This window comes from Rhodococcus sp. 05-340-2 (genome assembly GCF_002258915.1).
Taxonomy (GTDB): Bacteria; Actinomycetota; Actinomycetes; order Mycobacteriales; family Mycobacteriaceae; genus Rhodococcoides.
The window spans coordinates 183,890-207,838 of the sequence record NZ_NOYU01000010.1 but is presented as its reverse complement, the minus strand read 5'-3'; the positions used below and the strand labels follow the sequence as shown (position 1 = coordinate 207,838).

Here is a 23,949-nt window from a genome sequence, read left to right as displayed (position 1 = left end):
TCAGCCCCTCACCATCCCGAATTCCTGTGTGTCCTCGTCGAGACTGCGCATGACTGCCGCCCTGGCATCGGCCGGGAGGGTGTCGACGATGAGCCGTACCCGTTCCCTGCGTCGATCGACCGCCTGTCTGCGCGGCATTCCCGGCGTCGGCTCCATCTGCGGCATGATCCCCTCGATGTCGTCGACGCCGCCGAGGTGATGACCGGCCTCCATCAGTGCGATCTCCTCGCGCATCTGCGAAGAGTCCTTCTCCTCGCTCATTCCGATCGGACCCATCATCGTTCCGTTGAGGAACTGCTTGACCGCGGGCTCGTCCGACGTCAAGAGCACCTCTCGAGGCCCGAACATCACCAACTCCTTGCGGAACAACATGCCGATGTTGTCCGGCACCGTTCGAGCGAGATTGATGTTGTGCGTGACGATCAGCGTGGTCGCATCGATCTGGGCATTGATGTTGAGTAGCAACTGACTGATGTAGGTGGTGCGGACCGGATCGAGCCCCGAATCGGGCTCGTCGACCAGAATGATCTTCGGGTCGAGAACGAGCGCTCTCGCCAATCCGGCCCGCTTGCGCATGCCGCCCGAGATCTCACCGGGCAGCTTGTCCTCCGCACCGAGCAGACCCGTCAGTTCGAGCTTCTCCATCACGATCGCGCGGATGTCGGACTCGGACTTCTTGGTGTGCTCGCGCAGCGGAAAGGCGACGTTGTCGAACAGGTTCATCGAGCCGAACAATGCGCCGTCCTGGAACAGCACGCCGAACAGCTTTCGAATCTCGTAGAGCTCCCGCGAGGAACACTGCATGATGTCGGTGCCGTCGACGACGATCGAACCCTCTTCGGGGCGTAGCAGTCCGATCAACGATTTCAAGAACACCGATTTACCTGTGCCCGAGGGCCCCAACAGTGCACTCACCTCACCCGCCGGCAATGTCAGAGACACGTCTTTCCAGATGCTCTGCGATCCGAACGATTTGGTGAGTCCACTCACCGAGACCTCGACGCCCATCCAGTGCTCCTTCGTTGTCCAGTGAAACCGTCTGTACCACTTGCATTCGAGCGTCAGAAGATCCTTCGCATGATCTTCTTGGCCCGCTCGGTGTAGGGCGGATAGATGACTCGAATGTCCGGCTTGAGGGTCTTCGACAGCACGGACTTGCGGTGACTCAAGGTATGGAAACCCCATTCACCGTGGTACGCACCCATACCGCTGGCACCGACACCGCCGAACGGAAGCGCGGCCACGAGGCAATGCAGCGCAACGTGATTGATGACGACTCCGCCCGCGGGAATTCTGTCGGTCATGTCTCGGGCGGCCTTCTTCGACGAGCTGAAGATGTACAGCCCCAACGGCTTCGGTCTCCGGTTGACGAATGCGATCGCATCCTCGGTCGTACGGTAGCCGACAACCGGAAGAATCGGACCGAAGATCTCGTCCGACATCGCCGGTTCCGCCACATCGGGATCGACGATGATGGTCGGCTCGATGGTCAGAGCACCCTCGTCGACGCCACCGCCCGTTACGATTCTGCCCTTCGTTTCCGCGATGTACCCGGCAAGTCTGTCGAACTGTCGTTTGTTGACGATGCGCTGGCCACCGACCTGATCGGACCTGAACTGCGCCACGGTCGCAACCAACTTCTCGACCAATCGGTCGCGCACCTTCTCGTCGACCAGAACGTAGTCGGGTGAAATACACGTCTGCCCGGAGTTGAGCAGCTTGACCCACGCGATCCGCCGTGCGACCACGTCGAGATCCGCATCGGCGGTCACGATGGCCGGACTCTTCCCTCCGAGCTCGAGAGTGACCGGCGTCAAAGTCGGTGCCGCCGCTGCCATGATCTTGCGGCCGACCTCGGTGCCACCGGTGAACAACGCGTGGTCGAATCCGAGCGCGAGCAGTTCCTGAGTTGTCGCTCCGTCGCCCTCGACGACGATGACGGCGTCGGGATCGACGTACTGCGGCAACAGTGTCGCCAACAGTGCCGAGGTTGCGGGTGCAAGCTCGGAGGGCTTGACCACGGCGCAGTTGCCTGCGGCAACCGCCGCGATCAGCGGTCCCAGCGTGAGGTAGACCGGGTAGTTCCACGGTCCGATGACGAGAACGACTCCGAGCGGCTCGTCCTGAACCCACGCCGAGCCCGGAAGTTGGTTGAGCGGCAAACGAACTCGCTCGGGCTTCATCCATCGGCGCAGGTGCTTGATCGCGTACTCGGCCTCACCCTTGGTCGACGTCAGGTCACCGAGCCAGGCCTCGACGGGACTGCGACCCAGGTCCTTCGCCAACGCCGCGGCGACATCGGCCTCCCGTTCGGTGACGAGGCGAACGATGCCCTCGAGCTGCTTCAGTCGCCATTCGATCGGCCGAGTCCGGCCCGATGCATGTACTGCCCGCAACGCCTGTACACGTCGTTCCAGTGCAGGCGAGGACATTTCGCGAGTCTCTGTCGTTGTCATGTCGGCTCAGAACTCCGGTACCGGCACCGAGCCGGACAGAACCGCGCCACCGGTTCCGCCGTCGACCGTGATCGTCTCGCCGTTGACCCACCTCGCGGAGTCGGAGGCGAGGAACAGAACGACATCCGCAATGTCTTCCGGGTTCGCGTGCCTGCCGAGCATCGTTTCGAGTCCGTCGATCGTGTCGTCTCCCATGGTCTCGCGGAAGTCCTTCAGGATCGGCGTGTTCACCGGGCCCGGCAGGACGGCGTTGATACGAAATCCCATCTCGTGCAATGCCAGTCCCATGGACATGACGTAGACCGTGGTGACTTCCTTCGACCAGTTGTAAGCATTGCCCTGCTGCGGATTGCTCTTGAACCACTGAGCACCCTCCTCGAAGGTGTCGGTGGCGAGAACCTCACGAATGGTCTCGAGACGCTGTGGCCAACCGAAGCCCGCCGTGGACGAGACCACGACCACGTTGCCCTGCTCGCCCAGCCGATCGAGGAACGATTCCGTGAGGTGCCGGACCGCGAGCGAGTTGACCGCGAAAACCGTGTCGGCAGGCGCGGTTCCGGGGACGCCGGCCACGCTGAGCAGCGCGTCGAAGGTACCGTCGAGCTGTTCGATGGCCGCATCGATGCTGGATGGATTCGCCAGATCCACCTCGATGTGCCCGGTGACCGCTGCGGTCGGGGTGTTGCGATCGAGGCTGAACACCTCGGCACCTTCGGCAAGAAGCTTCTCGGCCACGCAATGGCCGATCCCTGATGCGGCACCGGTGACGACGTAGCGCTTTCCCGCGAATTCTGACATGTCTTGACCTTCCGAAAAGCTAGAGGGAGTACGGCAGTGACTTCACTGCGTGAACGAAGTTGCCGGCCAAATACGTCGGTTCGCCGACGGTGAGGCCGGGAGCGCGATGCAGCAGCTGATCGAAGATCTCGCGCAGTTGCATCTTCGCCACGAAATTTCCCATGCAGAAGTGCGGGCCACCACCGCCGAACCCTTGGTGCGGGTTGGGGTTTCGCGACAGATCGAACAGGTCCGGACGATCGAATACCTTCTCGTCTCGATTGCCCGACGAGTAGATCATCGCGACCCAGTCCCCTGCCCGAATGTTCTCTCCACCGAGCACGGTGTCCTGGGTGGCGGTACGCCGGAATGTCATGACCGGAGAGTTGTAGCGAACGAATTCCTCGATCGCAGTGCCGATTCGGCCGTCGAAATCTCCGAGCAGGAAGTCTCTCTGGTCCGGATTCAGTTGCAATGCGCGCTGAGTGAGGCTGATCGTGTTGCGCGTCGTGTCGTTTCCTGCGACCGACAACAACACGAAGAACGATCCGATCTCTTCGTCCGTCAACTTCTTGCCATCGACCTCGGCGTTGACCAGGTTGGTCATCAGGTCGCTGCGCGGGTGCGCCCGACGCTCCGCGGCGAGATCCATTCCCAACATCAACAGACTGACGAGGGCGTCGTTGAGTACCTCACCCGGTTCTCTTCCGGCAGCGACGTCCTCGTCCGCCCACGAGACCATTCCGTCGGCATGGTGCGCAGCCTCGTTGCGTTTGTCTTCGTCGTCGAGACCCATCATTTCGTAGATGGTCCACATCGGCAGACGCTTGGACACCTGCGTGACGAAGTCTCCCGACGGTGTCTGCAGAACGTCGTCGACGATGCTGGCGGCCTGACGCTTGATCTGATCGTGGATCTTCGAGACCTGCTTCGGGGTGAACGCTGCGCTGACCAGTTTGCGCAGAGCGCCGTGGCGCGGCGAGTCCATCCCGAGGAACGACCCTGCTGCCTCCAGGATGTCGTCCGGGACTTCCTCGAACTGGAAGCCCTGTCCCGAGCAGAACAACTCCGGATGCTTGCTGACCTCGGCGATCAACTCGTGTGAGGTACACACCCACACACCGTCGTTCTCCGGCGGCATGAGGCCACCCTCGAGCGGAGGGTGCCAGCTGATGGGTCGTTCCCGACGGAGCACCGAGAACGTCTTCTCGCGTTCGTCGGCAGTCGACGCCCAGAAACCGAGGTGCGAGACGGACAGCGGATCGTACGACCTACGAGGACTTTCGACGACAGACGTCATGACGACACCGCTCCTTGCACCTGGTAGGACTTTTCCAATTCACGCTTGACCAATTTGCCGGTGGGTGTGCGAGGCAGTTCGTCGACGAAATCGACCGAACGTGGTGCCTTGAATCGCGCGATGCGGGCGCGCACGTACTCGATGATCTCCTGCCCCAACTCGTCCGACGGCTCGACGCCCGGCTTGAGTTGAACGACGGCCTTGACCGACTGGCCCATCTCCGCATCCGGGACCCCGATGACCGCGATATCGAAGATCTTGTCGTGCATCGCCAATACGTTCTCGATTTCCTGCGGGTAGATGTTGACCCCGCCGGAGATGATCACGAACGACTTCCGATCCGTGAGGAACAGGTAGCCATCCTCGTCGACGTATCCGAGGTCGCCGACGCTCGTCCACGTCGGATGATTCGGGTGGCGTGCTTCGTCGGTCTTCTTCTCGTCCTTGTGATAGACGAACGGCATGGTCTCTCGCCCGAAATAGACCGTTCCGATGTCACCCGGATTCGACTCGTTGCCTTCCTCGTCGCAGATGTGGAGATCGCCGACGACCGCCTTACCGACCGATCCGGGCTTGCGCAGCCACTCGGCCGAGGACACGAACGTCATGCCGTTCTGCTCGGTGGATCCGTAGTACTCGAACAGCACCGGGCCCCACCAATCGATCATCGCTTGCTTCACTTCGGGTGGACACGGTGCCGCGGCGTGAACGGCCAGCCGAAGACTGGAATGGCCGTAGCGGTTCCGCACGTCCTCGGGGAGCTGCAACATGCGAACGAACATCGTGGGAACGAATTGCGCGATCGTCGCGCCGTACTTCTCGATGGCCGCGAGCGCGCCCTCCGCATCGAACTTCTCCATCATCACGACCGTGCCGCCGAGCGCGTGGACGGCACCGGACCACTTCAGCGGAGCTGCGTGATAGATCGGTGCCGGTTGCAGGTACACGTCGTCGGGGCCGACCTTGAACATGTGGCCCAGCAGTCCCACGATCGGGTCGCCCGGCTGATCGACCTGGATCGGAAGCATCGCCGAGCGGATGCCCTTGGGCCGACCGGTGGTGCCGGAGGAGTACATCATGTCTGCGCCGCGTGGACGATCGACGAGCGGAATGCCGCCCTCGCTCAGCAGGTCCGAGTAGGACTCGTAACCCTCGATCGCGTCACCGAATGCGTAGGCGTGCGTCAGCGTCGGCAACAGTGCGCGAACGTCTGCGCCCAATCCGGAGAGAGCACCGGACACGAACAGCACCTTGGCATCACAATCGGTGACGATGTACGCCACCTCGTCGGCTGCGAGATTCTTGTTGACCGGCGTGATGTAGAAACCGGATTGCATTCCAGCCCAGTAGATCTCGAATACTTCTGCGGCGTTGTCGGCAAGGATCGCGATGCCGTCACCCTTCCGAAGACCGAGGCGATGCATAGCGGAGGCGAGGACGGTCGAACGCCGGTCGAGTTCGCCGTAGGTGACGGTCTGCCCGCTGCCTGCGAGGATGACCGCCGGCTTGTCCGGGTTGGACTTGGCATGGATGCCGGGATACATGTCTGTTCTCAGCCCCTTCAGACCAGCAGGTCGTCGCGGCCGTCGGCCTGAAGGGCCGCGACGTAGCTCGGATACAACTTCTTGCCCAGCGGTGCCAACTTCAGCAGGGACGCGACGTTGCCCTCGACCTTGATCTTGCTCTTGGCCATGGCCAGCGGCAGGTTGACCTTCCCCTGCCAGTACGCGTTGCCGGTGTCTGCGGACATCCGCATTGTCGCGGTCGAGGCGGACGATTCGTCGCCGCCCGTGACCTCTCCGGTCGTGGTGTCGATGACCAGGATCGACTCCGGATCGGTGTAGATCGTCTTGAGCACGATGCCGGTGTCCCTCAGCTTGGGACCGATCTCCGCGTCTGCGAACGCAGCCTCGAAGATTCCTCCGAGATACTTCTTGACCTCGTTCGAGTCTGTGAAGCTCACTGCTAAACCTCCTGGTAGACCGCCAGAATCATCTCTTTTAATCTTTGTTCGATTAGAAACAGATTCTGGACAAGCGAGTCGGAAACCCTCACACCTTGGCGCACCTGTGCGGTGCGTCACACGAACATAACTCGACTTACGGAATTACGCAAGCCTCGGACGGCCGAGGTTCCGGCAGGACGATGCCTGCCCCGTATCATCGAACGGTGAACGAACGAACATCCGTCCCGGAGCACCGGCCCGGGCCACCGCCCCGAGCCGGTGGCGACCTGAAGCGGCCGTTCTTCGAACATGCCCTCGTGCTGTTGGCCACGGTCGGCTACGGAGGCTTCAAGCAAGCCGCCCTGTGCAAATCCCTCGGTGTCACGACCGGCGCGTTCTACCACAGCTTCGGAGGGTGGAAGGATTTCTGCACCGAATTCCTCGACTTCTGGTATCAGGAACGAACCGTGCGGATCGCCGAAACCGCTCAGGCGCACAGCGATCCGGTCGAACGGTTGGGAATGCTCGTAGAGGCAGTCGGAAATCTCCCGCACCGTGCCGAGGCCGCCATCCGCGCCTGGGCCGCAGTCGATCCCACCGCGGCGCGCGTTCAACGAACGGTCGACCTGCAGCGGTACGACGTCGCCGAAGAAGCGTTCGAGCACGTCGTGTCGGACCCGCAGCTCGCGCGCCGCTACGCGCTCGCCGGGGTCGCGATGCTCACCGGGTTCGAACAATCGGTGTTGCACGACGAGGATGCCGCGGACCTCGAATGGTCACTGCGACTTCTGCTCGACGCCGCCCGCCGGGATGCGCCGTCGACTCCTCAGCCCTGAAAGGCCGCTCCGGACTCGAGCAACGGCTCAGGATCGACACCCCACTGCAGTAGTACGTCCTCGGTATGCTGCCCGACCGCGGGCGGCCCCGCCGTGACGGCCGGTTCGATGCCCGAGAATCTCGGCGCAGGCATCGGCTGCACCAGGCCGTTGTCCCGCACCACAGAACCACGGCCGCGGATGTGCGGATGATCGAGCGCCTCCAGCATGCTCAGCACAGGTGACACGCACGCGTCGGTACCGCCGAACACCGCCGTCCATTCCCGTTGCGTCCGAGTCATGAACGCAGACGCGATCACCGATGCCGTTGCCGCCCAGGTGCTCCTGTCGTTCTGAGCACCTGGGTCCAGTGCCGTCACGCCGAGTCCGTCGAGCAGCAGCGCATAGAACTTCGGCTCGATGGCTCCGACTGCCATGTGTCGGCCGTCCCGGGTCTCGTACACCCCGTAGTACGGCGCTCCGCCGTCGAGCATGTTCACTCCGCGGGTATCGGACCACGTACCGGTGTTCATCAGCGCGTGGGTACCCGCCAGCAGGTGCGCAGTGCCGTCGACGATCGCCGCGTCCACCACGCGACCACGCCCGGTCACCCTCGATTCCAGCAGTGCCGCCAGGACGCCCATCACCAGATAGGTACTGCCGCCACCGAAGTCGCCGACGAGGTTCAGCGGAATCTGCGGAGGGCCGCCCGCATCACCGATGGCGTGGAGCGCGCCGGTGATGGCGATGTAGCCGATGTCGTGTCCGGCGCTGGTGGCCAGCGGACCGTCCTGACCCCAACCGGTCATCCGGCCGTAGACCAGCGCGGGATTACGCGCGTGACACTCGTTCGGTCCGATTCCCAGCCGCTCGGAGACACCCGGACGCCCACCTTCGATCAGAATGTCGGCACGCTCCACCATCGTCAGCACGGCATCGACCGCATCGCGAGACTTCAGGTCCAGACCGACCGAGCGTTTGCCTCGATTGAGGATGTCCTGCTCCGGCTTTCCCGGGAAAACTCCGAGTCCGCCGGGACGTTCCACCCGAACGACCTCGGCACCCATGTCCGCCAGAGTCATTCCGGCGAACGGGGTAGGTCCCATTCCCCCGATCTCGAGAACCCGGATGCCCGAGAGGGGTCCGGGATGCTCAGCCAAGAGGGTTCGATCCCACGCGCGCGCCGCTCAGATCGGTGATCTCCGACCACCGTTCGGCGACGACACCGACCGACGGGGGCGTCTCGAACCTGACGCCGTCGTTCTGGAACTGAGCAACCCGATACACCGCTCCGCCGCCCGCGACGAAAACCGAGCCCGTGGTGGTCGACTCCTCGGTCAGCAGATATCCGACCACCGGTGCCACGAAGGCGGGCGGAAGCGTGTCCAGAAGGTCCTGCGGAGCGATGCCTTCGGTCATCCTGGTTGCGGCCATCGGCGCGACAGCGTTGACGAGAATGTTGCTTCGCTCCCCTTCGATCGCCAGCGTGTTGAGCAACCCGACCAGCCCTGCTTTGGCGGCGCCGTAGTTGGCCTGACCGAAGTTCCCGAACAAGCCACTCGTCGAGGTGGCCATCACGATTCGCCCGAATCCCTGTTCCTTCAGGTGCGGCCACGCTGCGCGAGTGATGTTGAAGCTGCCGTACAGGTGCACCTTCATCACGGCGTCCCACGATTCGGGGGTCATCTTGGCAAAGGACCCGTCACGGAGGATTCCGGCGTTGTTGACGATCCCGTGGACCGCTCCGAAAGTCGATATCGCAGTATCGATCACCCGCTGGGCACCGTCGGTGGTCGAGATGTCGTCGTAGTTGGCGACCGCCTCACCGCCCGCGTCGCGGATTTCGGCGACCACGTCGTCCGCCATCGCCGAACCGCGTCCCGAACCGTCCTTGGATCCGCCGAGGTCGTTGACGACGACCCGAGCGCCTTCCGCGGCCGACAGCAATGCGTACTCGCGGCCCAGTCCGCCGCCGCTTCCCGTGACGACCACGACGCGGTCCTTGACTCCTGGCATGTCGATTCTCCTTGGCATTCGAGTTGATGTTCGAGATCACCGGCCGATCGACGGCGTCCATCGATGCGAACCTCGCATCGTCGACACTTTTTATCACATGTTAAATTCGATGAGAATGCCCGACCCGTTTCACCAGCGAGGGAGTACCGGCCGTGAATGGATCCACTCGAGCACCGGAGTGCACCACCACCACACCTCCGATCGAGGTGGGCCAGTGGGAATTCGTGGCCGACAACGTCCTGCGAATACCTCTGCCCCTTCCGATACCGGAACTGAAGAGCGTCAACTGCTACGCCCTGTTGGGCACCGACGGAGTCACCCTGATCGACCCGGGTTGGGTGTCCGAGGACACCGAGAAGTCGCTGAACACCGCTTTGACAGAGGCCGGCTCCTCGATGGACGAGGTCTCGACAATGCTTGTCACGCACTCGCATTGGGACCACTACACCCAGGCATACGCACTGCACCGAGAGCGTAGAACCACCCTGCTGCTCGGACGGAACGAGCAACACAGCATTCGCGCGTGGGCCGAACTCGACGGGGCATTCCCGAACCAGGTCGGATTGCTCGACGGGGCAGGCGCGGACGACCATGCGAGACGACTCGAAGCCACGCCGGTTGCCGACACCGAGAAACACACGGCGTACGGGCATCCGACCCAGTACCTCGACGGGGACGAGAACCTTCGACTGTCCGGAACCGTCGTCAAAGTACTGTCCACACCGGGACATACACGCGGACACCTGGTGTTTCACGACAAGACGAGCAACCTGTTGTTCAGCGGCGATCACGTACTGCCCCGGATCACCCCGTCGATCGCTTACGAGCGCTCCCCGGACCGGATGGCCCTACGGTCCTATCTGACGTCACTTCGACTGCTCGTCGATCATGCTCCGGCCGAGATGATGCCGGCCCACGGAATCCCGCAGCCGGTCGTTCACGAGCGAGCTCAGGAATTGATCGACCATCACGAAGCCCGACTACGTGAAGTACACGAACTGATCGACGCCGGAGCATCGACCGGACTCGCCATCGCGTCGGCCATGAAGTGGACACGACGCAACATCGGTTTGGCCGAACTGGCCCCGAACCAGCAGTGGACGGCGATCCTCGAAGCCGTCGCGCACGCAGACCTCCTCGAATGGCGCGGCTACGTCTCCCGAACCACCGACGGCCTGACGGACTCGTACCGCCCACTCTGACTCACACCGGGTGCAGGTCCGAGATCTTCCATCCCTGATCGGTATCGACCAGTGCCACGACGACTCTGCTGCCGGCAAGAGCGGGTGCCGGATCCGCGGTGGTGGTCGTCGTCTGGTTGACGAACATGAGCAGGGTCGCGGAATCGACGTCGACGTCGACGATCGAGGTCTCCACCACGGTGGCGTCGGTCGTCACGCCCTTGTCCTTGGAGGTCGGAGCGATCACCGTCGTCGAGAGCTCACCGAACTGGTCCTTGAACTCCCCGGTGAGAGCATCGGACGCGTCGGTCAAGGCAGTATCGACCGTGTCGGGTGTGTAGGAGAGCAGACGCGGAACCTGTTCGCCTGCAACCGCCGTCGCCGCTGTCCGTGCGGCACTGATCTGCTCGTCCGTACGGGCCTCGGACCAGGTCCAGGCCGCTCCTGCGATCGCTCCGACCGTCAGCACTCCGAGAATCGACGCGGTGACCTTCGCGGTTCGCCGCGACCACCGTCCAGGACGCCTCATGCGACGAACTCCACGTTCGACACGAGCCAGGACTCGTCGATGTGTTCCAGGCTGATCTTCATGCGATACGTCCTTTCCTCCCCATCGGGAGCTTCCGTGTTCTTCACGGTGGACGTCACTGCCGCCAACACCGTCGCCGCGTTCTCGTCCGACGTGACGACGCCTGCCTCGTTCACCTGTCCCGTCGAGTCGACCTGCCCGTCACCGAGTACCTGCTCGAAACTGCCGGACACATCGGAGAATTGGTTCCGGAAATCACCCGTCGTCGATGCCAGAATGCGGTCCAGGTCGTCACGAGCGGACGAATATCGCAGCGTGACGAGATTGACCGCAGCGGCGCGGGCAGTGCTGAGCACCGCGTCGTTACGAGCGGTGACCTCGCGACCGTCGCGGCTCTGGACCGTGAACACCGTCGCCGCGGCCACTGCACTCACGAACAGTACGAGCAACACCGCGCACAGCGCGGTCAGCCGTCGGCCGGCGCCGTTGCCTGCGGTGGACGTGCTCTCTGCACTCGAATCCTCCACCGGCTCATCCTGTGTCGCTACTTCCTCAGTGGGGTCAACCACAGATCCTGCCATGTTCGAAGCTCCTTTCCATTGTTCGTGTCGTCGACGTCGGAGAGCGTGTACATCTTTCCGTCGGGAGCGAAGAAGTTGCCCGTGGACGGGTCGTACGGCACCGATTCACCCGTGTCACGGAACCCCAACATTCCCTCCTCCGCTTCGGTCGTGGGTTCCGTTGCGGCCGGCACCGACTCGGCGACGGGCGCAGCCGGAGCGATCGGAGCGACCACGGGCGCAGGCACGGTCTGGCCGGGGCCCGTGGCACCGTTGGGGCGTGCCAACATCTCGGCCCAGGTCGAGGGCAGCCCGCGGGGGCAGTTGGCCACCTCTGCTGTCCGCACCGACCGATCGGTTGCACACGGCTGGTTTCGCGCACTGCGCACCGCACGTGGATCATCCTGAGGAAGTGTGCAATACGCATTGGTGTCGGGATCCATGGGCGAGGTGTCGGACGGGTCGCGACGCTCGATACCGCCGAACCCCTCCGTGCAGGGTGCAGGCCGCTGTGTACTGCCGAGCTTGACATCCAGTGGACCCTGCCCTCGATCGGGATCTCCCCCGAGCGGGAATTCGCGGAACACGTTGCCCACAGCCGAGGACAGTGCCGGGTAGACGACCAGAACGTGTTCGATCCCGGGGAGATTGACCTGTGCAACCTGACCGACGGTCTGCAGGTTCGCCAGCACCATCGGTAGGGCCGGCTGGAGTTGGGTGAACGCAGAGCTCACCGTGTCGGCAAAGCCGGGACCGACGTCGAGGGTGTCGCGGATCTGCGCGTCGTTCGCCACCAACTGCTCGGAGAACCCGTTCAGATCCGACACCGAGGACAGCGTCTGTGGGCGAACGTCGATGCCTGTGTCCAGCAACGGTTCCGAGTCCTCGATCAGGCGAACCGTGGGATCGACGTTCGCCAACGCGAGTGAGACCAACGACTGGGACGAGTCGAGCAGCCGCGCCAGATCCGGCCCGAGACCGTTGAAGGCGTCGAACGATTCGTCGATCGTCGTACGCAGGTCTTCGCCGGGAACCGACGCCAGTAGAGCCTGGGCGTTGGACAGCAGCGTTCCCGTCGAGGTCGGCACCGACGTCGAGTCGACCGAGACTTCGGATCCGTCCACCAGGAACGGGCCGTCCTCCGATTCCGGTGTGAAATCCACATACTGCTCGCCGATGGCGGAGACGCTCTTGACGGCGGCTGCAGACGACGCCGGGATCGAATACTCCGAGTCGATCTGGAGCTCGGCAACCACATCGGTCGACGTGACCGAGACGCTGCGGACCAACCCGACGTCGATGCCGCGATACGTCACGATCGCGTTCTCGTACAGCCCCGCCGCATCGACGAAATGGGCCTCGACGGTATAGGTCCCGATCCCGGTGACCCGTTTGAGTCCGAGGTAGTTGTAGGTGACGTACGACAGGCTCACCACGGTCAGGACCAGAAACACCACCAACTGGGCACGAACGAACTTGGTCATCGCGGTTCCCCTCCGCCCACGGGAGCGAGCAACGGGTCGACGGCACCGGTGGCCGTTCGTATTCCGAGCAACGAGGCCGGGTCGGGAATGCTGCCGAGTACGTCGTTCTGCAGAGTCGGAATCGAGATGTCGAGATTCATGAACAGGTTGATGTAGTCACCGCGAATCGTGTTGGCGGCCGTCGTGACCGGGAACGGAATCGTGCCTGCAATGATCAACGAATTGGCCAGTGTGGAGCCGGTCGCAGCCAGTTCGGTCAACGTGGGAGCCAGGTTCGCCAGGTTGGCGGTCAGATCGTCCTTGCTCGCGTCGAGTGCCTCGTTCGCCACTGCGGCCGCCGATCCCACCGACCCGAGCATGTCGCGCAGCAACTGCTGCTGGTCGTCGAGCACCTCGAGCGCCGGTTGTATCGACGTCACCGCCCGGTCGATGGTGCCCGTCTGAGAAGCGAGTTCACCGCTGAGCCGGTCGAGTGAGTCGATCGCTCTGACGATGTCCTGACGCTGCGAATCGAGACCGTCGACGAAGGTGGCCACCCGGCCGAAGAGAGCGTTGATCTCTTCCTCGTTGCCACCGAGCGCAGCGTTGGATTCTCGGGTGATCGTTCTGATCTGCTGCAGTCCACCACCGTTGAGCAACAGCGAGAGCGTGGACAGCACCGCTTCGGTTTCTGGAAAGCGGCTGGTCCGCGACAGCGGGATGACGTCACCGTCGCGCAGCTGCCCGACGGTCTCCTGCCCCGCAGGCGTGGCGAGTTCCAGGTACTGCGCACCGAGCAGGCTCTTCTGCGCCAGCGTCGCCGTGGAGTTCGAGCCGAGGTGCGCATCCTGCCGAAGATCGACGGTCAGTACTGCGATCGAGGAATCGACCCGAACCGATCGAACGGTTCCGATCGTGACGTTGCCCGCCTTCACCTCGGAGTTACCGACCAGGTTCTGCACGTCCGCCATCTCGACCTCGATCGTGAACACCGGCTCTCCCCCGGTCGAGTTGCCGGGAAGCGCAAAGGAATTGAGGCCGTCGAACGAGCATCCCGTGACCGCCCCCATGGCAGCCAGTGTTGCCGCAGCGGCGACGCCGCGTACACGCCTGTTCATCAGCGTTCACCTTCTTCGGGGCTGTCCGCGGCCGGTGCCGGTGGAGCCGCGTACGCAGCCACAGCACCGAGTTGAGCTGCGATGTCGGCACATTGATTCTGGGGTGCTCCCACGGTCGTGAGCAGTCCGCAGATGAAGTTGAGCGGGTCGACCCGATCCGGCACCGCCAATGCTCCGGTCAGTGAATTGGCCGACGGATCCCAGATGTTGTACAGGTTGGACAATGCTGTCGGTGCCACGTGCAGCAGCTCGGCGATGTCGTCCTCACGATTGACCAGAAGCTGTGTGATGTCGACCAACTGGGTGACATCGGTACTCAACTGGTCCTTGTTGTCCGCCACGAACGTGCGCACCTGCTCCATCGCCGGAACCAGCTCCTGCAGTGCTGCATCGAATTCGGTTCTGTTGTTGTTCAACAGAGTCGACAGGTCCGCCAACTGCCGAACGAAACGATCGACTTGTTCGTCGTTGGCCGAGAGCGCGGAGACGAAAGCCTGCAGATTGCGGACCGTAGCGAAGATGTCCTCGCCGCTGTCGTTCAACGTGGTCGTCGCCTCGGACAGGCTTCGCACCGTTTCTCCCAGTGTGGAGCCGTTGCCGGACAGCGCGTCTGCCGACGAGGCCAGCAGCTCGTTGACCGAACCGTCCGCGTTGAGACCTTCCGGGCCGAGATCTGCCGTCAACTGCGAGAGCTGGTCCTTCAGTTGGTCGAACTCCACCGGAACCGCGGTGCGCTCGACGGGAATGGCGGCGCCGTCGCTCAACGTCGGCCCACCCGAATACGTCGGAGCCAGTTGAACGTAACGTCCTGTCACGAGCGTCGGGGCGACGATCGCTGCGCTCGCATCGGCGGGCACGTCGTACGCGCTGTCGAACGTCAGGTGCACACGAACGGTTGCGCCCTGGGGAGTGATCGCGTCGACGGTTCCGACCGGGACACCGGCTATGGTGACCGGGTCTCCCTCGTACAGCCCGACCGAGTTGGTGAAATCGGCGGTGACGCTGATCTTCGACATATGTCCCACGGCCACGATCGCCACCGATGCGAGTAGAGCGCACACGACCAGACCTATCACGAGAGGTCCCGTGGCGGGCATCCATCGACTCGCGCGCTTCATCGCTCTCCTCCGAAGCTGTTGGGGAGCTGACCACGTAGATCGGTGGGGACGACGTTCTGGATGATCACCTGGAAGTAGGGACCGGACGCCACCGACTCGCCCAGTTGCCGTACGAACGGGGCAGCCCTGGTCAAGCTCTGGTTCAGGTTGTCGTAGTTGTTCTGCAGCAGCTGCGCGATCTTGTTCAGCTGGTCGAGTGTCGGCCCGATCTGCTCACGGTTCTCCGACACGGTCGCCGTCAACTGTGCCGATACCGATCGAATGTTCAGTAGCAGCGAGTGCACGGTGTCCGACCGCTCGTTCAACGAGGTGAACAATGCTTGGCCATCGGTGACGAGTTGCGAGAGTTGGGTATTGCGCTCGGCGAGTACGCCGGTCACTCCGTCGGCGTGCTCGAACAGTGAGTGCAACTCGTCGTTTCGGGACGAGACCGTCTGCGAGAGCCGGTTCACGCCCTCGAGTGATCCGCGCAGATCGGCGGGCAATCGATCGAAGACCTGACCGGCGGTGTCCAAGGTTCCCGACAGGTCCGGCACATCGGTGTCCGTGACCGTTCGGGTCAGATCCGACAACGAGGTACTGACGTCGAAGCTGGCGCGCGTGCGCTCACGTGGAATGGTCGAGCCCGGCCGCAGCACGTCGGAACCGGCCGGCTCCAGATCGAGATAGCGTCGTCCCAGCGCGGTCTGGACCTTGATGGCGGCCTCGGTTCGGTCGCCGAGAACCACGTCGGTCGTCGTCGCCGAGAACTCCACCTCGACGACGCCGTCGTCGAGTCCGATGTCGGCTACCTTTCCGACCTTGACACCGCTGATCTGCACGTCGTCTCCCGTGTGCAGACCCGAGGCATCGACGAACTCCGCTGTGTAGGTGTTGCTTCCGTTCAGGAACTGAAGCGAGTCGAAGTTGAAGGCAACGACGAGCGCGAGAACTATGCCCACTGTTCCTGCGATCCCGATGGGGACCGGGTTCCTGTCTCGGAACGGCTTCATTTCTGGTACCCCTCGATCATTGCTGGCACCTCTGCGTCGGCGATACGGCCATGGGGGTGGTGAGCTGGTCACTGAACTTGATTGCCACACCGCAGAGGTAGAAGTTGAAGAAGCTGCCGTAGGTGCCACGGCCGAGCAACTTGTACGCCTGGGGAAGCTGGCCGAGCACCATGTTCAACGTGTCGCTACTGGCGTTCAAGTTCGACGACAATGCGCCCAGCTGCGTGATGTCCTGTTGCAGAGAGGGTCTGGATTCACTCAGGACGGACGACAGCGTCGCGGTCACCGCATCGACGTTCGTGATCGCGTCTGTCACGCGCACCCGGTCATCGGACAGTCCTGTGACTATCTTCTGCAGTCGATCGATCATCGACGAGAACTGTCCGCGCCTGCTGTCGACGGTGACCAACACGTTGTTCAGGTTCGTGATCACTCGGCCGATCACCTCGTCCTTGTCCGCCAAGGTTCCGGTGAGCGAACCGATCTGCTGCACCAACGAACCGATGACCTGCGACTGTCCGTTGAGCACTTGGACGAGTGAGGACGTGAACATGTTCGTGTCCTCGGGACTGAGCCCCTGCAGCAGCGGCTTGAAGCCGTTGACGAGTTCGTCCAGATCGAGGGCCGCCTGGGTCTTGTCCAGGGGCACCGTCGATTCGTCGGGAAGGGCGTCGAGACTGCCTGGGCCCTGGGACACTTCGAGGTATCGATCACCGATGAGATTCTTGAACTTGATCGCCAGTGTGGTGCCCGAGGTCAAGACGATCGCGCGGTCCACCGTGAACGAGACCTTGCTGACGACGTTCGAGCCGTCCATCGCCAGGTCGACCGAATTCACCTTGCCCACCGGGACCCCGGCGAGCTTGACGTCCTCGCCCGACACGATTCCCGACGCGTCCGCGAACACCCCCACGAACGTCCGAGTCGGTCCGAATCTCATGTTTCCGACCACCGTTGCCAGAAGCGCGGTAGTGAGCGCCGTGATGATCATGAACACGATCAACTTCAGGCCCGGAGCTCTGGCGGTCATCGGCCGAAGATGAAGGTCGGCCCGTACAACAGTTTCAGCAACGGGGAGTCGGCGAGTTCACCGGCGGTGAACTCTCGTGTGTAGGCCTCACTGCCGTCGTGGAATTGCACGTGCGGAGGCAGTGGATCGCTGTAGTCGACGGGAGTGCTCCGGCAGTTGGGTCCGTCGTCGAGACCTACCAGAGGCAGGTTGTTCGGGTAGGTGTACTCGGGCTGGCCGACGATGATGGTGGACTGCACGTTCAGTCCCGGCTTCGTTCCACCGATCACCTGCTCGAGCCGCGGAACGTTCTGGCTCATACCTTGGAAGAAGCACACGGTCTGTGGTGAGTACCGCGCCAACAGAGCCGTGGTCGGCCTCAGTGCGGACAGTGCTGAGATCATCGGTTCCTTTACGTTCCGGAAGAAGTCCTCGCCCGTGTTGCCCAATGCGGTGAAGCTGACCAGGAACGCAGTGAGCTGCGCCTGCTTGTCGACCACGGTGTCGCTGGTCGTGCTGACATTTGCAGCGAGAGAGAGGAATTCGGGTGTTGCATCGGCGAAGGTATCGAGGTTGTCGGCAGTTTTCGGGATGTCACGTTGCAGCGTGGGGATGCTGCCGTTGAACTGTGCGAGGTACCGGTCGAGATCGGTGAGCAGGGTGCCTGCCTGCTCGCCCCTACCGGCGAGGGCGGTCGCCACTGCACTCAGAGTCGCATTGACCTTCTGCGGGTCCACGACGTCGAGCAACGACACCAGTTTCGCGAACACGTCGTTGACTTCGACGGTGACGGAGCCGCCGTCGATGGTCGACCCCGGACGCAGCGAGGACGGCGACGGGTCGGCCGGCATCTCGAGTGTGACGAATTTGCGACCGAAGACCGTGGTCGGTTCGAGATGCACAGCGACGTTCGACGGGACCTTGCGAAGTTCGTCGGGCGTGATCGCGAGGGTGAGAACGGCGCTCCCGTCCCGATATTCGACTGTGTCGACGGAGCCGATCACCACCCCTCGCAGCTTCACATCCGACCCTGGATCCATGAGAAGGCCGGATCGGTCGAGTTCGAGCGTGATCGCCTCGGTTGTGGTGAACAGACCACGGTAGAACGCAGTGGACAGCCAGGCCAACGCCACCACGGCCACGATCAGCACCGCCCCGAGTACCAGATACACGGACGGGGACACCTGGCCCGCTGGGCGCGTCCGCGTGCGCGTCATCCCGAAATCCGAACGTTGGACGCAGGGCCGCCGAACACGGCGATACCGATCAGGAGGTCGACGAGCATGATGGCGATCAGCGACGTTCGGACCGCGCGCCCCACTGCCACACCGACGCCTGCCGGGCCGCCGCTGGCGTTGTACCCGTGGTAGCAGTGGACCGACATCACGATGAGCGCCATGGCAAGGACTTTCAGCAGCGACCAGAGCACGTCGCTGGGCACGAGGAAGACGTTGAAGTAGTGGGCGTAGGTTCCACTCGACTCACCTGCCAGCACCACGGTGACCAATTGTGTTGCGAGATAACCCATGATGAGCGCGATCGCGTAGAGCGGGATTACCGCCACGAAGCCGGCGATGATGCGCGTCGTCACCAGATACGGCATGGACGGCACCGACATCGATTCGAGTGCGTCGATCTCCTCGCTGACTCGCATGGCACCCAGTTGTGCGGTGAATCCGGCACCGACCGTGGCAGTCAACGCCACTCCGGTCACCACGGGAATGGCCTCGCGGGTATTGATGAATGCCGAGACGAACCCGGCGAGCGCGGCGATACCCACGTTGCCGAGAGTCTTCGTTCCCTGCTGACCGACCTCGTATCCCGCTGCCGCAGTGAGGAAACCGATGACCACGACGCTCCCACCGATCACGGCCAGAGCGCCTGTCCCGAGTGAGACCTCGGCGATGAGTCGGACGACTTCCTTGCGATAGTGCACGATGGTGCGTCGGATCCACAGGAAACTGCGGAGATGAAAATGCACCTGCTGACCCAGTCCGACCAACGCATCCTGGGGCTTTCGCGTCGTGCGCAGTACTCCGCGAGCAAAACGGGATCCGCCTGCTCCGGATTTCGTCAACGAATCGAACACGCTCGGCCTTCCTGACTACTTCAACTGAAGTGAGATGGTCGTGATGATCGAGTTCGCGAGGAACAGCAGCACGAAGCTGAACACGACCGTTTGGTTGACAGCGTCACCGACGCCCTTCGGTCCGCCTTTGGCACGAAGACCCAGGTGGCAGGCAACCAACCCGGCGAGTAGTCCGAACACTGCAGCCTTGAGTTCACTGACGATCAGATCGCCGAAACTGGTGAGCACCGGAATGCTGGTGATGAATTGTCCTGGTGTCGCACCCTGCAGGAACACCGCGAACGTGTAGCCGCCGACCAGTCCGACAGTGGTCACCAGTCCGTTCAGGAAGAGAGCCACGACCATGGAGGCGAGCACCCGTGGAACGACGAGGCGATGAACGGGATCGATGCCGAGCACTTCCATCGCGTCGAGTTCCTCGCGAATCTTCCGCGATCCCAGGTCGGCGCAGATCGCGGTTGCACCGGCTCCGGCCACCACCAGCACGGTCACAACCGGTCCGATCTCGCGTACCACAGCCAATCCTGCTCCTGCACCGGAGAAGTCGACAGCGCCGATCTCGGTGAGCAGGAGGTTGATCTGGAAGACCACGATGACGCAGAAGGGAATCGCCATCAACAGAGTCGGGACGATCGAGACACTGGCGATGAACCACGCCTGCTGCACGAATTCACGAAAGTGGAACGGCGGCTTGAACATCAAGCGAAACACGTCGAGCGCGGTCGCGTAGAAGTTACCGATCTGACGTGGGGCTCCGACGGCAGCCTGTTCTATCACGTTTTTTACTTTGCGTTCAGAACTCACGACAAGCCGGTCCCCTCTCGATTCCTACGTCGGTTGTCCGCGGACGCATTTCGCTTCCTGACCGCAGCGCACCCTGCCTGTCCGGCAGCGGCGACGAACCGGCTTCCCCGCGGGCCGCTCGCGCCTGTGAAGCCTGTCACAAGCGTCGGCCGATGTGCAAGGCCTAACGCTCATTAACTTTATTCTTGGATAAATTAAACCTTCGGTCGGTTTCAGGACTCCTGAAGAACGGTGAGCGCCAGCAACTCGGTGACGTGGGCCAGACGATCCTCGTCGGTTCGCTCGAGCCGGACCATGTCGGTCACCACGCGACGGGCCGCGAAGACACGCACGCGTGCGTCGTTCACGTCGAGTCCCGGCCTCGATCGCATGACTGCCTCGACCCACCGATCGACATCTCGTGCCATCGACTCACGGAGCCGACGAGCGTCTCCGAGAGGCACGTTTCCGGCTTCGGTGATGTAGACCCCGAACAACTCTCGGTTCGCGGCAGCGACTGCGCAATAGCTGCGCACCAGCACCCGCAGCTTCTCGTCGGGCGTCCCAGCCTGCGCCAGAGCCGTGCGCGCACCATCGGCCACCATCGTCACCGCCCTGAACAGGACGTCGACCAGCAGCTCCGATTTGGACGAGACGTAGTGGTAGACACTCGGACCCGTGATTCCGGCCGCGGCTCCGATGTCGTCCACGGTCACCGCGGCGTAACCGACCCGGTAGAACAGTCCGACGGCCGCGTCCTCGACGGCCGTGACCCTCGACCCGGTCCTGCCCTCATCGGAGCCAGGGCGCGCACCATCGCCGAGAGCCCCGACACCGTCACGGCGCGCCGGAGTCCGGCGAAGGTCGAAGGACAGCAGTGCGAGTTCGATGTTCTCCAGGGCCGCTCTGTAGCGGCACAGGTCCATGTCCACCGGATCGGTCGACGGACTGCCCGCAACCGAGAGCATCGCGCATGCGATCAGATGGCAGTTCTCGTCGGACAGGTCAGCGTGCGAGGCGGCGACCGATGCGGTCACGCTGTGCACGATCGCGGCATACCTTCCTTCGATCACACGTCTGTCGTCTGCATCCAGATGTCGGACCTCTCGCTGCACCAGAGTCCAGATCTCGCGTCGCTCGAGCGCCACCTCGACCATCGGCGCGACGAGGTACGAGACGTCACGATCGGCGTACTGCCGCAACACCGACTCGGCGGGCGCAAGGGTGGTCGCCACGGTCGCCATCAACAACTGTTCCTTGGACGAGAAGTGCCGGTACAGAGCAGGTGCCGTGAGATCCACTCGTCGAGCAACTTCCGCGAGTGTCACGTCCTCGTAGCCACGCTGATGGAACAGCTCGGCCGCGACGGCGGTGATCTGTTCTCGTCGCGCCCGCCCGCGTGCTGTGACGGGCCGGGTAGCAGCGTCGTTCCGCGGAGGCATTCTTCTCGTTCCGTGCTTTCGAAGTCAGGTTCGAACAGTGCACCATATCCAGTGCTGCAACATCGGTCGGAACCGTGAATTGTGCCCGGCACATCTATAGTCGGACCATGGCACGAAAAGCGACCGCGAAGCTCACCGACGAGGGCGAACTGCCCGAATCGAAATCCGCACGGACTCGCGGCCGCATTCTGGACGCGGCTGCTCATGTGCTCAGCATCAAGGGGTATGCGGGAACGCGGCTGACCGATGTCGCGGAATACGCGGAACTTCAGGCACCGGCCATCTACTACTACTTCCCCTCACGCGAAGAACTCATCGAGGAAGTGATGTGGGTCGGCATTGCCGACATGCGCCAGCACGTGCTCGCGGTATTGGACGCGGTCGATCCGGCGTCGAGCCCGATGGACCGCATTCTGGTGGCGGTGGAGGCACACCTGCGACACGAACTCGAGATCTCGGATTACACGACCGCGTCCATTCGCAATGCCGGTCAGCTTCCGGAGTCGATCCGAGCGCGGCAGGTGGCCGAAGAGGCCAAGTACGGCAAGATCTGGCAGAAGCTGTTCAAGGATGCTGCAGACGAGGGCCAGATTCGCGACGACCTCGATGTGAAGATGGCGCGGATGCTCGTCATCGGAGCGTTGAACTGGGCGGCCGAGTGGTGGAACCCACGCCGGGGCTCCCTCGACACCGTGGTCGCCACCGCCCAGTCCATCGTCTCGGCCGGCTTGTCTCCCAAGCCCACGTCGACTGTTGCTGCGGCGCCGCGCAAGACAGCGGCACCGGCACGGCCTCGTCGCCGCTCCGGTCAGACCGCGATCTGACCGGAGCGAGACGCCGGCCTCGTCACGGTCAGACTTTCGCCGCCGCGATCAGTTTGCGCTTCTCCGCGAACTCCAACGCTGCCGACCAGTCCGTCTTCTTCGAGATGAGCACGCGGTACTTCATGATGTCCGCCTGTCCGTTGACGGTGAGTGCGCCGACGACGGTCTCGCCTTTGCGGTAGAGCGCCACCCACTTGCCGGGGACGTCGACATCACCCTCCACCAGGACGACCTCGTCGGCATCGGTGATTCCGACGAATTGGATGCGGCTGTCGTACCAGTCCGACCAGAAGTACGGGACCGTCGAGTACGGCTTGGCCGCCGCCGGATCCAGTGCGTTTCTGGCCGCAGCAGCACCCTGCTCCGCCGCGCTGGTCCAGTGTTCGAGCCGCTGGTGGCGGTCGAAGAGTGGGTTGCGCCAGTTGGCCACGTCACCGGCTGCGTAGATGCCGGGAATTCCGGTGAACAGCGTCTCGTCGCACAGGACCCCGTTGTCCAGGGTCAATCCCGAGCCTTCGAGCCACCCGGTGGCAGGCACGGTGCCGATGCCGACGATCACCAGTTCTGCTGGGAGCACGGTTCCGTCGGCCAACACGACCCGCTCGACCCGGCCGTTCCCTTCGACGCGGTCCACTCCGACTCCACACCGCAATTCGGTGCCGTTACGGTTGTGCAGCGACGCGATCGCCGGACCCATCGACGGTCCGATCGCGCGCACGAGCGGAGTCGCCAGCGCCTCGACGACGGTGACGGGGATGCCACGCTTGTTGGCGTTGGAGGCCACCTCGGACCCGATGAATCCCGCGCCGATGACGACTGTCCGAGCACCCGAATCCAGTGCAGCCCGAACGGCGATCGCATCGTCGATGGTGCGTAGTCCGTGCACTCCGTCGAGATGTTCGGTACCGGACAGAGCTCGCGCCTTGGCCCCGGTCGCGATGATCAGCAGATCGAACGGGATATCCGAATCCCCCACCTGCACAGTTCTTTCCTCGATACTCAACCCGGTGGCCGGGTTGCCGAGCAGCATCGTCACGTCGAGTTCGTCGGCGAAGGTCTCGGGAGTACGAAAGAAGGGGACGTCCGGGCTCGACCCGTCGACACCGGGTTCGAGATATGCCTTGGACAGCGGCGGCCGGTCGTACGGAAGATGTTTCTCGGCACCGATCAGGGTGATCGTGCCTTCGAATCCGGCTTTCCGCGCACTCTCGACCGCTCTGAGTCCGGCCAGCGAGGCACCGACGACAACCAGACGCCTGCTGTCGGCCGACACACCGGTCATGTGACGGTGACCTTGCCGGGGGTGTCCAACACGGTCAGTGCTCGATTCGCAAGGCTTCGGTGGGGCAGCCGGCAATGGCTTCCTCGACCTCGGCCAACTCGTCGGGCTCGATGTCCTCCTTGAGCGCAAGCAGATCACCGGAATCATCCACCTCGAAAAAGGCAGGTGCCAGGGATTCGCAGATGCCCAATCCGGTGCACTTCGTTCGATCGACGACGACCTTCATCGTATTTCCTTTCACTCGGCTCAC

24 protein-coding genes are annotated in these 23,949 nt (G+C 63.1%); 3 read left to right on the top strand and 21 right to left on the bottom strand.

Going from position 1 to position 23,949, the window contains the following annotated elements:
* The 6 genes from CH271_RS05300 to CH271_RS05275 are packed head-to-tail and all read right to left on the bottom strand — an operon-like array spanning nt 1 to nt 6,496.
* A complete protein-coding gene (locus CH271_RS05300; RefSeq protein ID WP_037194373.1) occupies nt 1-1,008 on the bottom strand; it encodes an ABC transporter ATP-binding protein in 1,008 nt (335 codons plus the stop codon).
* Nucleotides 1,009-1,061: 53 nt separating this feature from the next.
* A complete protein-coding gene (locus CH271_RS05295) occupies nt 1,062-2,456 on the bottom strand; it encodes an aldehyde dehydrogenase family protein (RefSeq protein WP_094632916.1) in 1,395 nt (464 codons plus the stop codon).
* 6 nt (nt 2,457-2,462) lie between these two features.
* A complete protein-coding gene (locus CH271_RS05290) occupies nt 2,463-3,254 on the bottom strand; it encodes a coniferyl-alcohol dehydrogenase (RefSeq protein ID WP_032367168.1) in 792 nt (263 codons plus the stop codon).
* 19 nt (nt 3,255-3,273) lie between these two features.
* Nucleotides 3,274-4,533, bottom strand: coding sequence for a cytochrome P450 (locus CH271_RS05285; RefSeq protein ID WP_032367169.1), 1,260 nt, complete (start codon nt 4,531-4,533; stop codon nt 3,274-3,276).
* Entirely contained in the window at nt 4,530-6,077 is a 1,548-nt protein-coding gene (locus CH271_RS05280; RefSeq protein WP_094632915.1) for an acyl-CoA synthetase, read from the bottom strand. The genes CH271_RS05285 and CH271_RS05280 overlap by 4 nt, the downstream gene beginning before the upstream one ends.
* Before the next feature lie 17 nt (nt 6,078-6,094).
* Complete coding sequence (locus CH271_RS05275) at nt 6,095-6,496, bottom strand: SCP2 sterol-binding domain-containing protein (protein WP_032367170.1); 402 nt, start codon at nt 6,494-6,496, stop codon at nt 6,095-6,097.
* Nucleotides 6,497-6,702: 206 nt separating this feature from the next.
* Here CH271_RS05275 and CH271_RS05270 point away from each other — a divergent pair, with 206 nt between their 5' ends.
* Nucleotides 6,703-7,314 carry a TetR/AcrR family transcriptional regulator gene (locus CH271_RS05270; protein ID WP_052047992.1) on the top strand — a complete coding sequence of 204 codons (612 nt, stop codon included), beginning with the start codon at nt 6,703-6,705 and terminating at the stop codon, nt 7,312-7,314.
* Here CH271_RS05270 and CH271_RS05265 read toward each other — a convergent pair.
* Together CH271_RS05265 and CH271_RS05260 are read right to left on the bottom strand one after the other, a co-directional pair.
* Nucleotides 7,305-8,453, bottom strand: coding sequence for a CaiB/BaiF CoA transferase family protein (locus CH271_RS05265; RefSeq protein WP_256986282.1), 1,149 nt, complete (start codon nt 8,451-8,453; stop codon nt 7,305-7,307). The two genes, CH271_RS05270 and CH271_RS05265, sit on opposite strands and share 10 nt — an antisense overlap.
* Complete coding sequence (locus CH271_RS05260) at nt 8,446-9,309, bottom strand: SDR family NAD(P)-dependent oxidoreductase (RefSeq protein ID WP_037194368.1); 864 nt, start codon at nt 9,307-9,309, stop codon at nt 8,446-8,448. The genes CH271_RS05265 and CH271_RS05260 overlap by 8 nt, the downstream gene beginning before the upstream one ends.
* A gap of 152 nt (nt 9,310-9,461) precedes the next feature.
* Between CH271_RS05260 and CH271_RS05255 the strand changes: the two genes are divergently transcribed.
* The gene (locus CH271_RS05255) at nt 9,462-10,511 is read left to right on the top strand and encodes an MBL fold metallo-hydrolase (protein ID WP_094632914.1); all 1,050 of its coding nucleotides are present in this window, start codon (nt 9,462-9,464) and stop codon (nt 10,509-10,511) included.
* Nucleotide 10,512: 1 nt separating this feature from the next.
* Here CH271_RS05255 and CH271_RS05250 read toward each other — a convergent pair whose 3' ends face one another.
* The 11 genes from CH271_RS05250 to CH271_RS05200 form a co-directional block, all read right to left on the bottom strand.
* Nucleotides 10,513-11,019: a hypothetical protein gene (locus CH271_RS05250; RefSeq protein ID WP_094632913.1), complete on the bottom strand. Its 507-nt coding sequence runs from the start codon at nt 11,017-11,019 to the stop codon at nt 10,513-10,515.
* Nucleotides 11,016-11,546, bottom strand: coding sequence for a hypothetical protein (locus CH271_RS05245; protein WP_094632912.1), 531 nt, complete (start codon nt 11,544-11,546; stop codon nt 11,016-11,018). The genes CH271_RS05250 and CH271_RS05245 overlap by 4 nt, the downstream gene beginning before the upstream one ends.
* A 17-nt stretch (nt 11,547-11,563) precedes the next feature.
* Nucleotides 11,564-13,063, bottom strand: a complete 1,500-nt coding sequence (locus CH271_RS05240; RefSeq protein WP_094632911.1) for an MCE family protein — start codon at nt 13,061-13,063, stop codon at nt 11,564-11,566.
* Nucleotides 13,060-14,160: an MCE family protein gene (locus CH271_RS05235; RefSeq protein ID WP_094632910.1), complete on the bottom strand. Its 1,101-nt coding sequence runs from the start codon at nt 14,158-14,160 to the stop codon at nt 13,060-13,062. The genes CH271_RS05240 and CH271_RS05235 overlap by 4 nt, the downstream gene beginning before the upstream one ends.
* Nucleotides 14,160-15,278 carry an MCE family protein gene (locus CH271_RS05230; protein ID WP_094632909.1) on the bottom strand — a complete coding sequence of 373 codons (1,119 nt, stop codon included), beginning with the start codon at nt 15,276-15,278 and terminating at the stop codon, nt 14,160-14,162. Before CH271_RS05230 ends, CH271_RS05235 begins: the two co-directional genes overlap by 1 nt.
* Nucleotides 15,275-16,270 (bottom strand): MCE family protein, encoded by a 996-nt coding sequence (locus CH271_RS05225; protein WP_094632908.1) that lies wholly within the window; start codon nt 16,268-16,270, stop codon nt 15,275-15,277. The genes CH271_RS05230 and CH271_RS05225 overlap by 4 nt, the downstream gene beginning before the upstream one ends.
* A 16-nt stretch (nt 16,271-16,286) precedes the next feature.
* Nucleotides 16,287-17,300, bottom strand: coding sequence for an MCE family protein (locus CH271_RS05220; protein ID WP_252341907.1), 1,014 nt, complete (start codon nt 17,298-17,300; stop codon nt 16,287-16,289).
* The gene (locus CH271_RS05215; protein ID WP_094632907.1) at nt 17,297-18,496 is read right to left on the bottom strand and encodes an MCE family protein; all 1,200 of its coding nucleotides are present in this window, start codon (nt 18,494-18,496) and stop codon (nt 17,297-17,299) included. Before CH271_RS05215 ends, CH271_RS05220 begins: the two co-directional genes overlap by 4 nt.
* The gene (locus CH271_RS05210; RefSeq protein ID WP_371828148.1) at nt 18,493-19,356 is read right to left on the bottom strand and encodes an MlaE family ABC transporter permease; all 864 of its coding nucleotides are present in this window, start codon (nt 19,354-19,356) and stop codon (nt 18,493-18,495) included. Before CH271_RS05210 ends, CH271_RS05215 begins: the two co-directional genes overlap by 4 nt.
* A 27-nt stretch (nt 19,357-19,383) precedes the next feature.
* Nucleotides 19,384-20,067, bottom strand: coding sequence for an MlaE family ABC transporter permease (locus tag CH271_RS05205; RefSeq protein ID WP_094633173.1), 684 nt, complete (start codon nt 20,065-20,067; stop codon nt 19,384-19,386).
* A gap of 317 nt (nt 20,068-20,384) precedes the next feature.
* Complete coding sequence (locus CH271_RS05200; RefSeq protein WP_094632906.1) at nt 20,385-21,593, bottom strand: TetR/AcrR family transcriptional regulator; 1,209 nt, start codon at nt 21,591-21,593, stop codon at nt 20,385-20,387.
* Nucleotides 21,594-21,700: 107 nt separating this feature from the next.
* On the opposite strand from CH271_RS05200, the gene CH271_RS05195 reads away from it, so the two are divergent.
* Nucleotides 21,701-22,417, top strand: coding sequence for a TetR/AcrR family transcriptional regulator (locus tag CH271_RS05195; protein ID WP_094632905.1), 717 nt, complete (start codon nt 21,701-21,703; stop codon nt 22,415-22,417).
* A 28-nt stretch (nt 22,418-22,445) separates the two neighbouring features.
* Here the strand turns inward: CH271_RS05195 and CH271_RS05190 are convergent, their stop codons facing one another.
* Nucleotides 22,446-23,699, bottom strand: a complete 1,254-nt coding sequence (locus CH271_RS05190) for an NAD(P)/FAD-dependent oxidoreductase (protein ID WP_094632904.1) — start codon at nt 23,697-23,699, stop codon at nt 22,446-22,448.
* Between the two features lie 34 nt (nt 23,700-23,733).
* Complete coding sequence (locus tag CH271_RS05185; protein ID WP_032367183.1) at nt 23,734-23,925, bottom strand: ferredoxin; 192 nt, start codon at nt 23,923-23,925, stop codon at nt 23,734-23,736.
* Between the last annotated feature and the right edge of the window lie 24 nt (nt 23,926-23,949).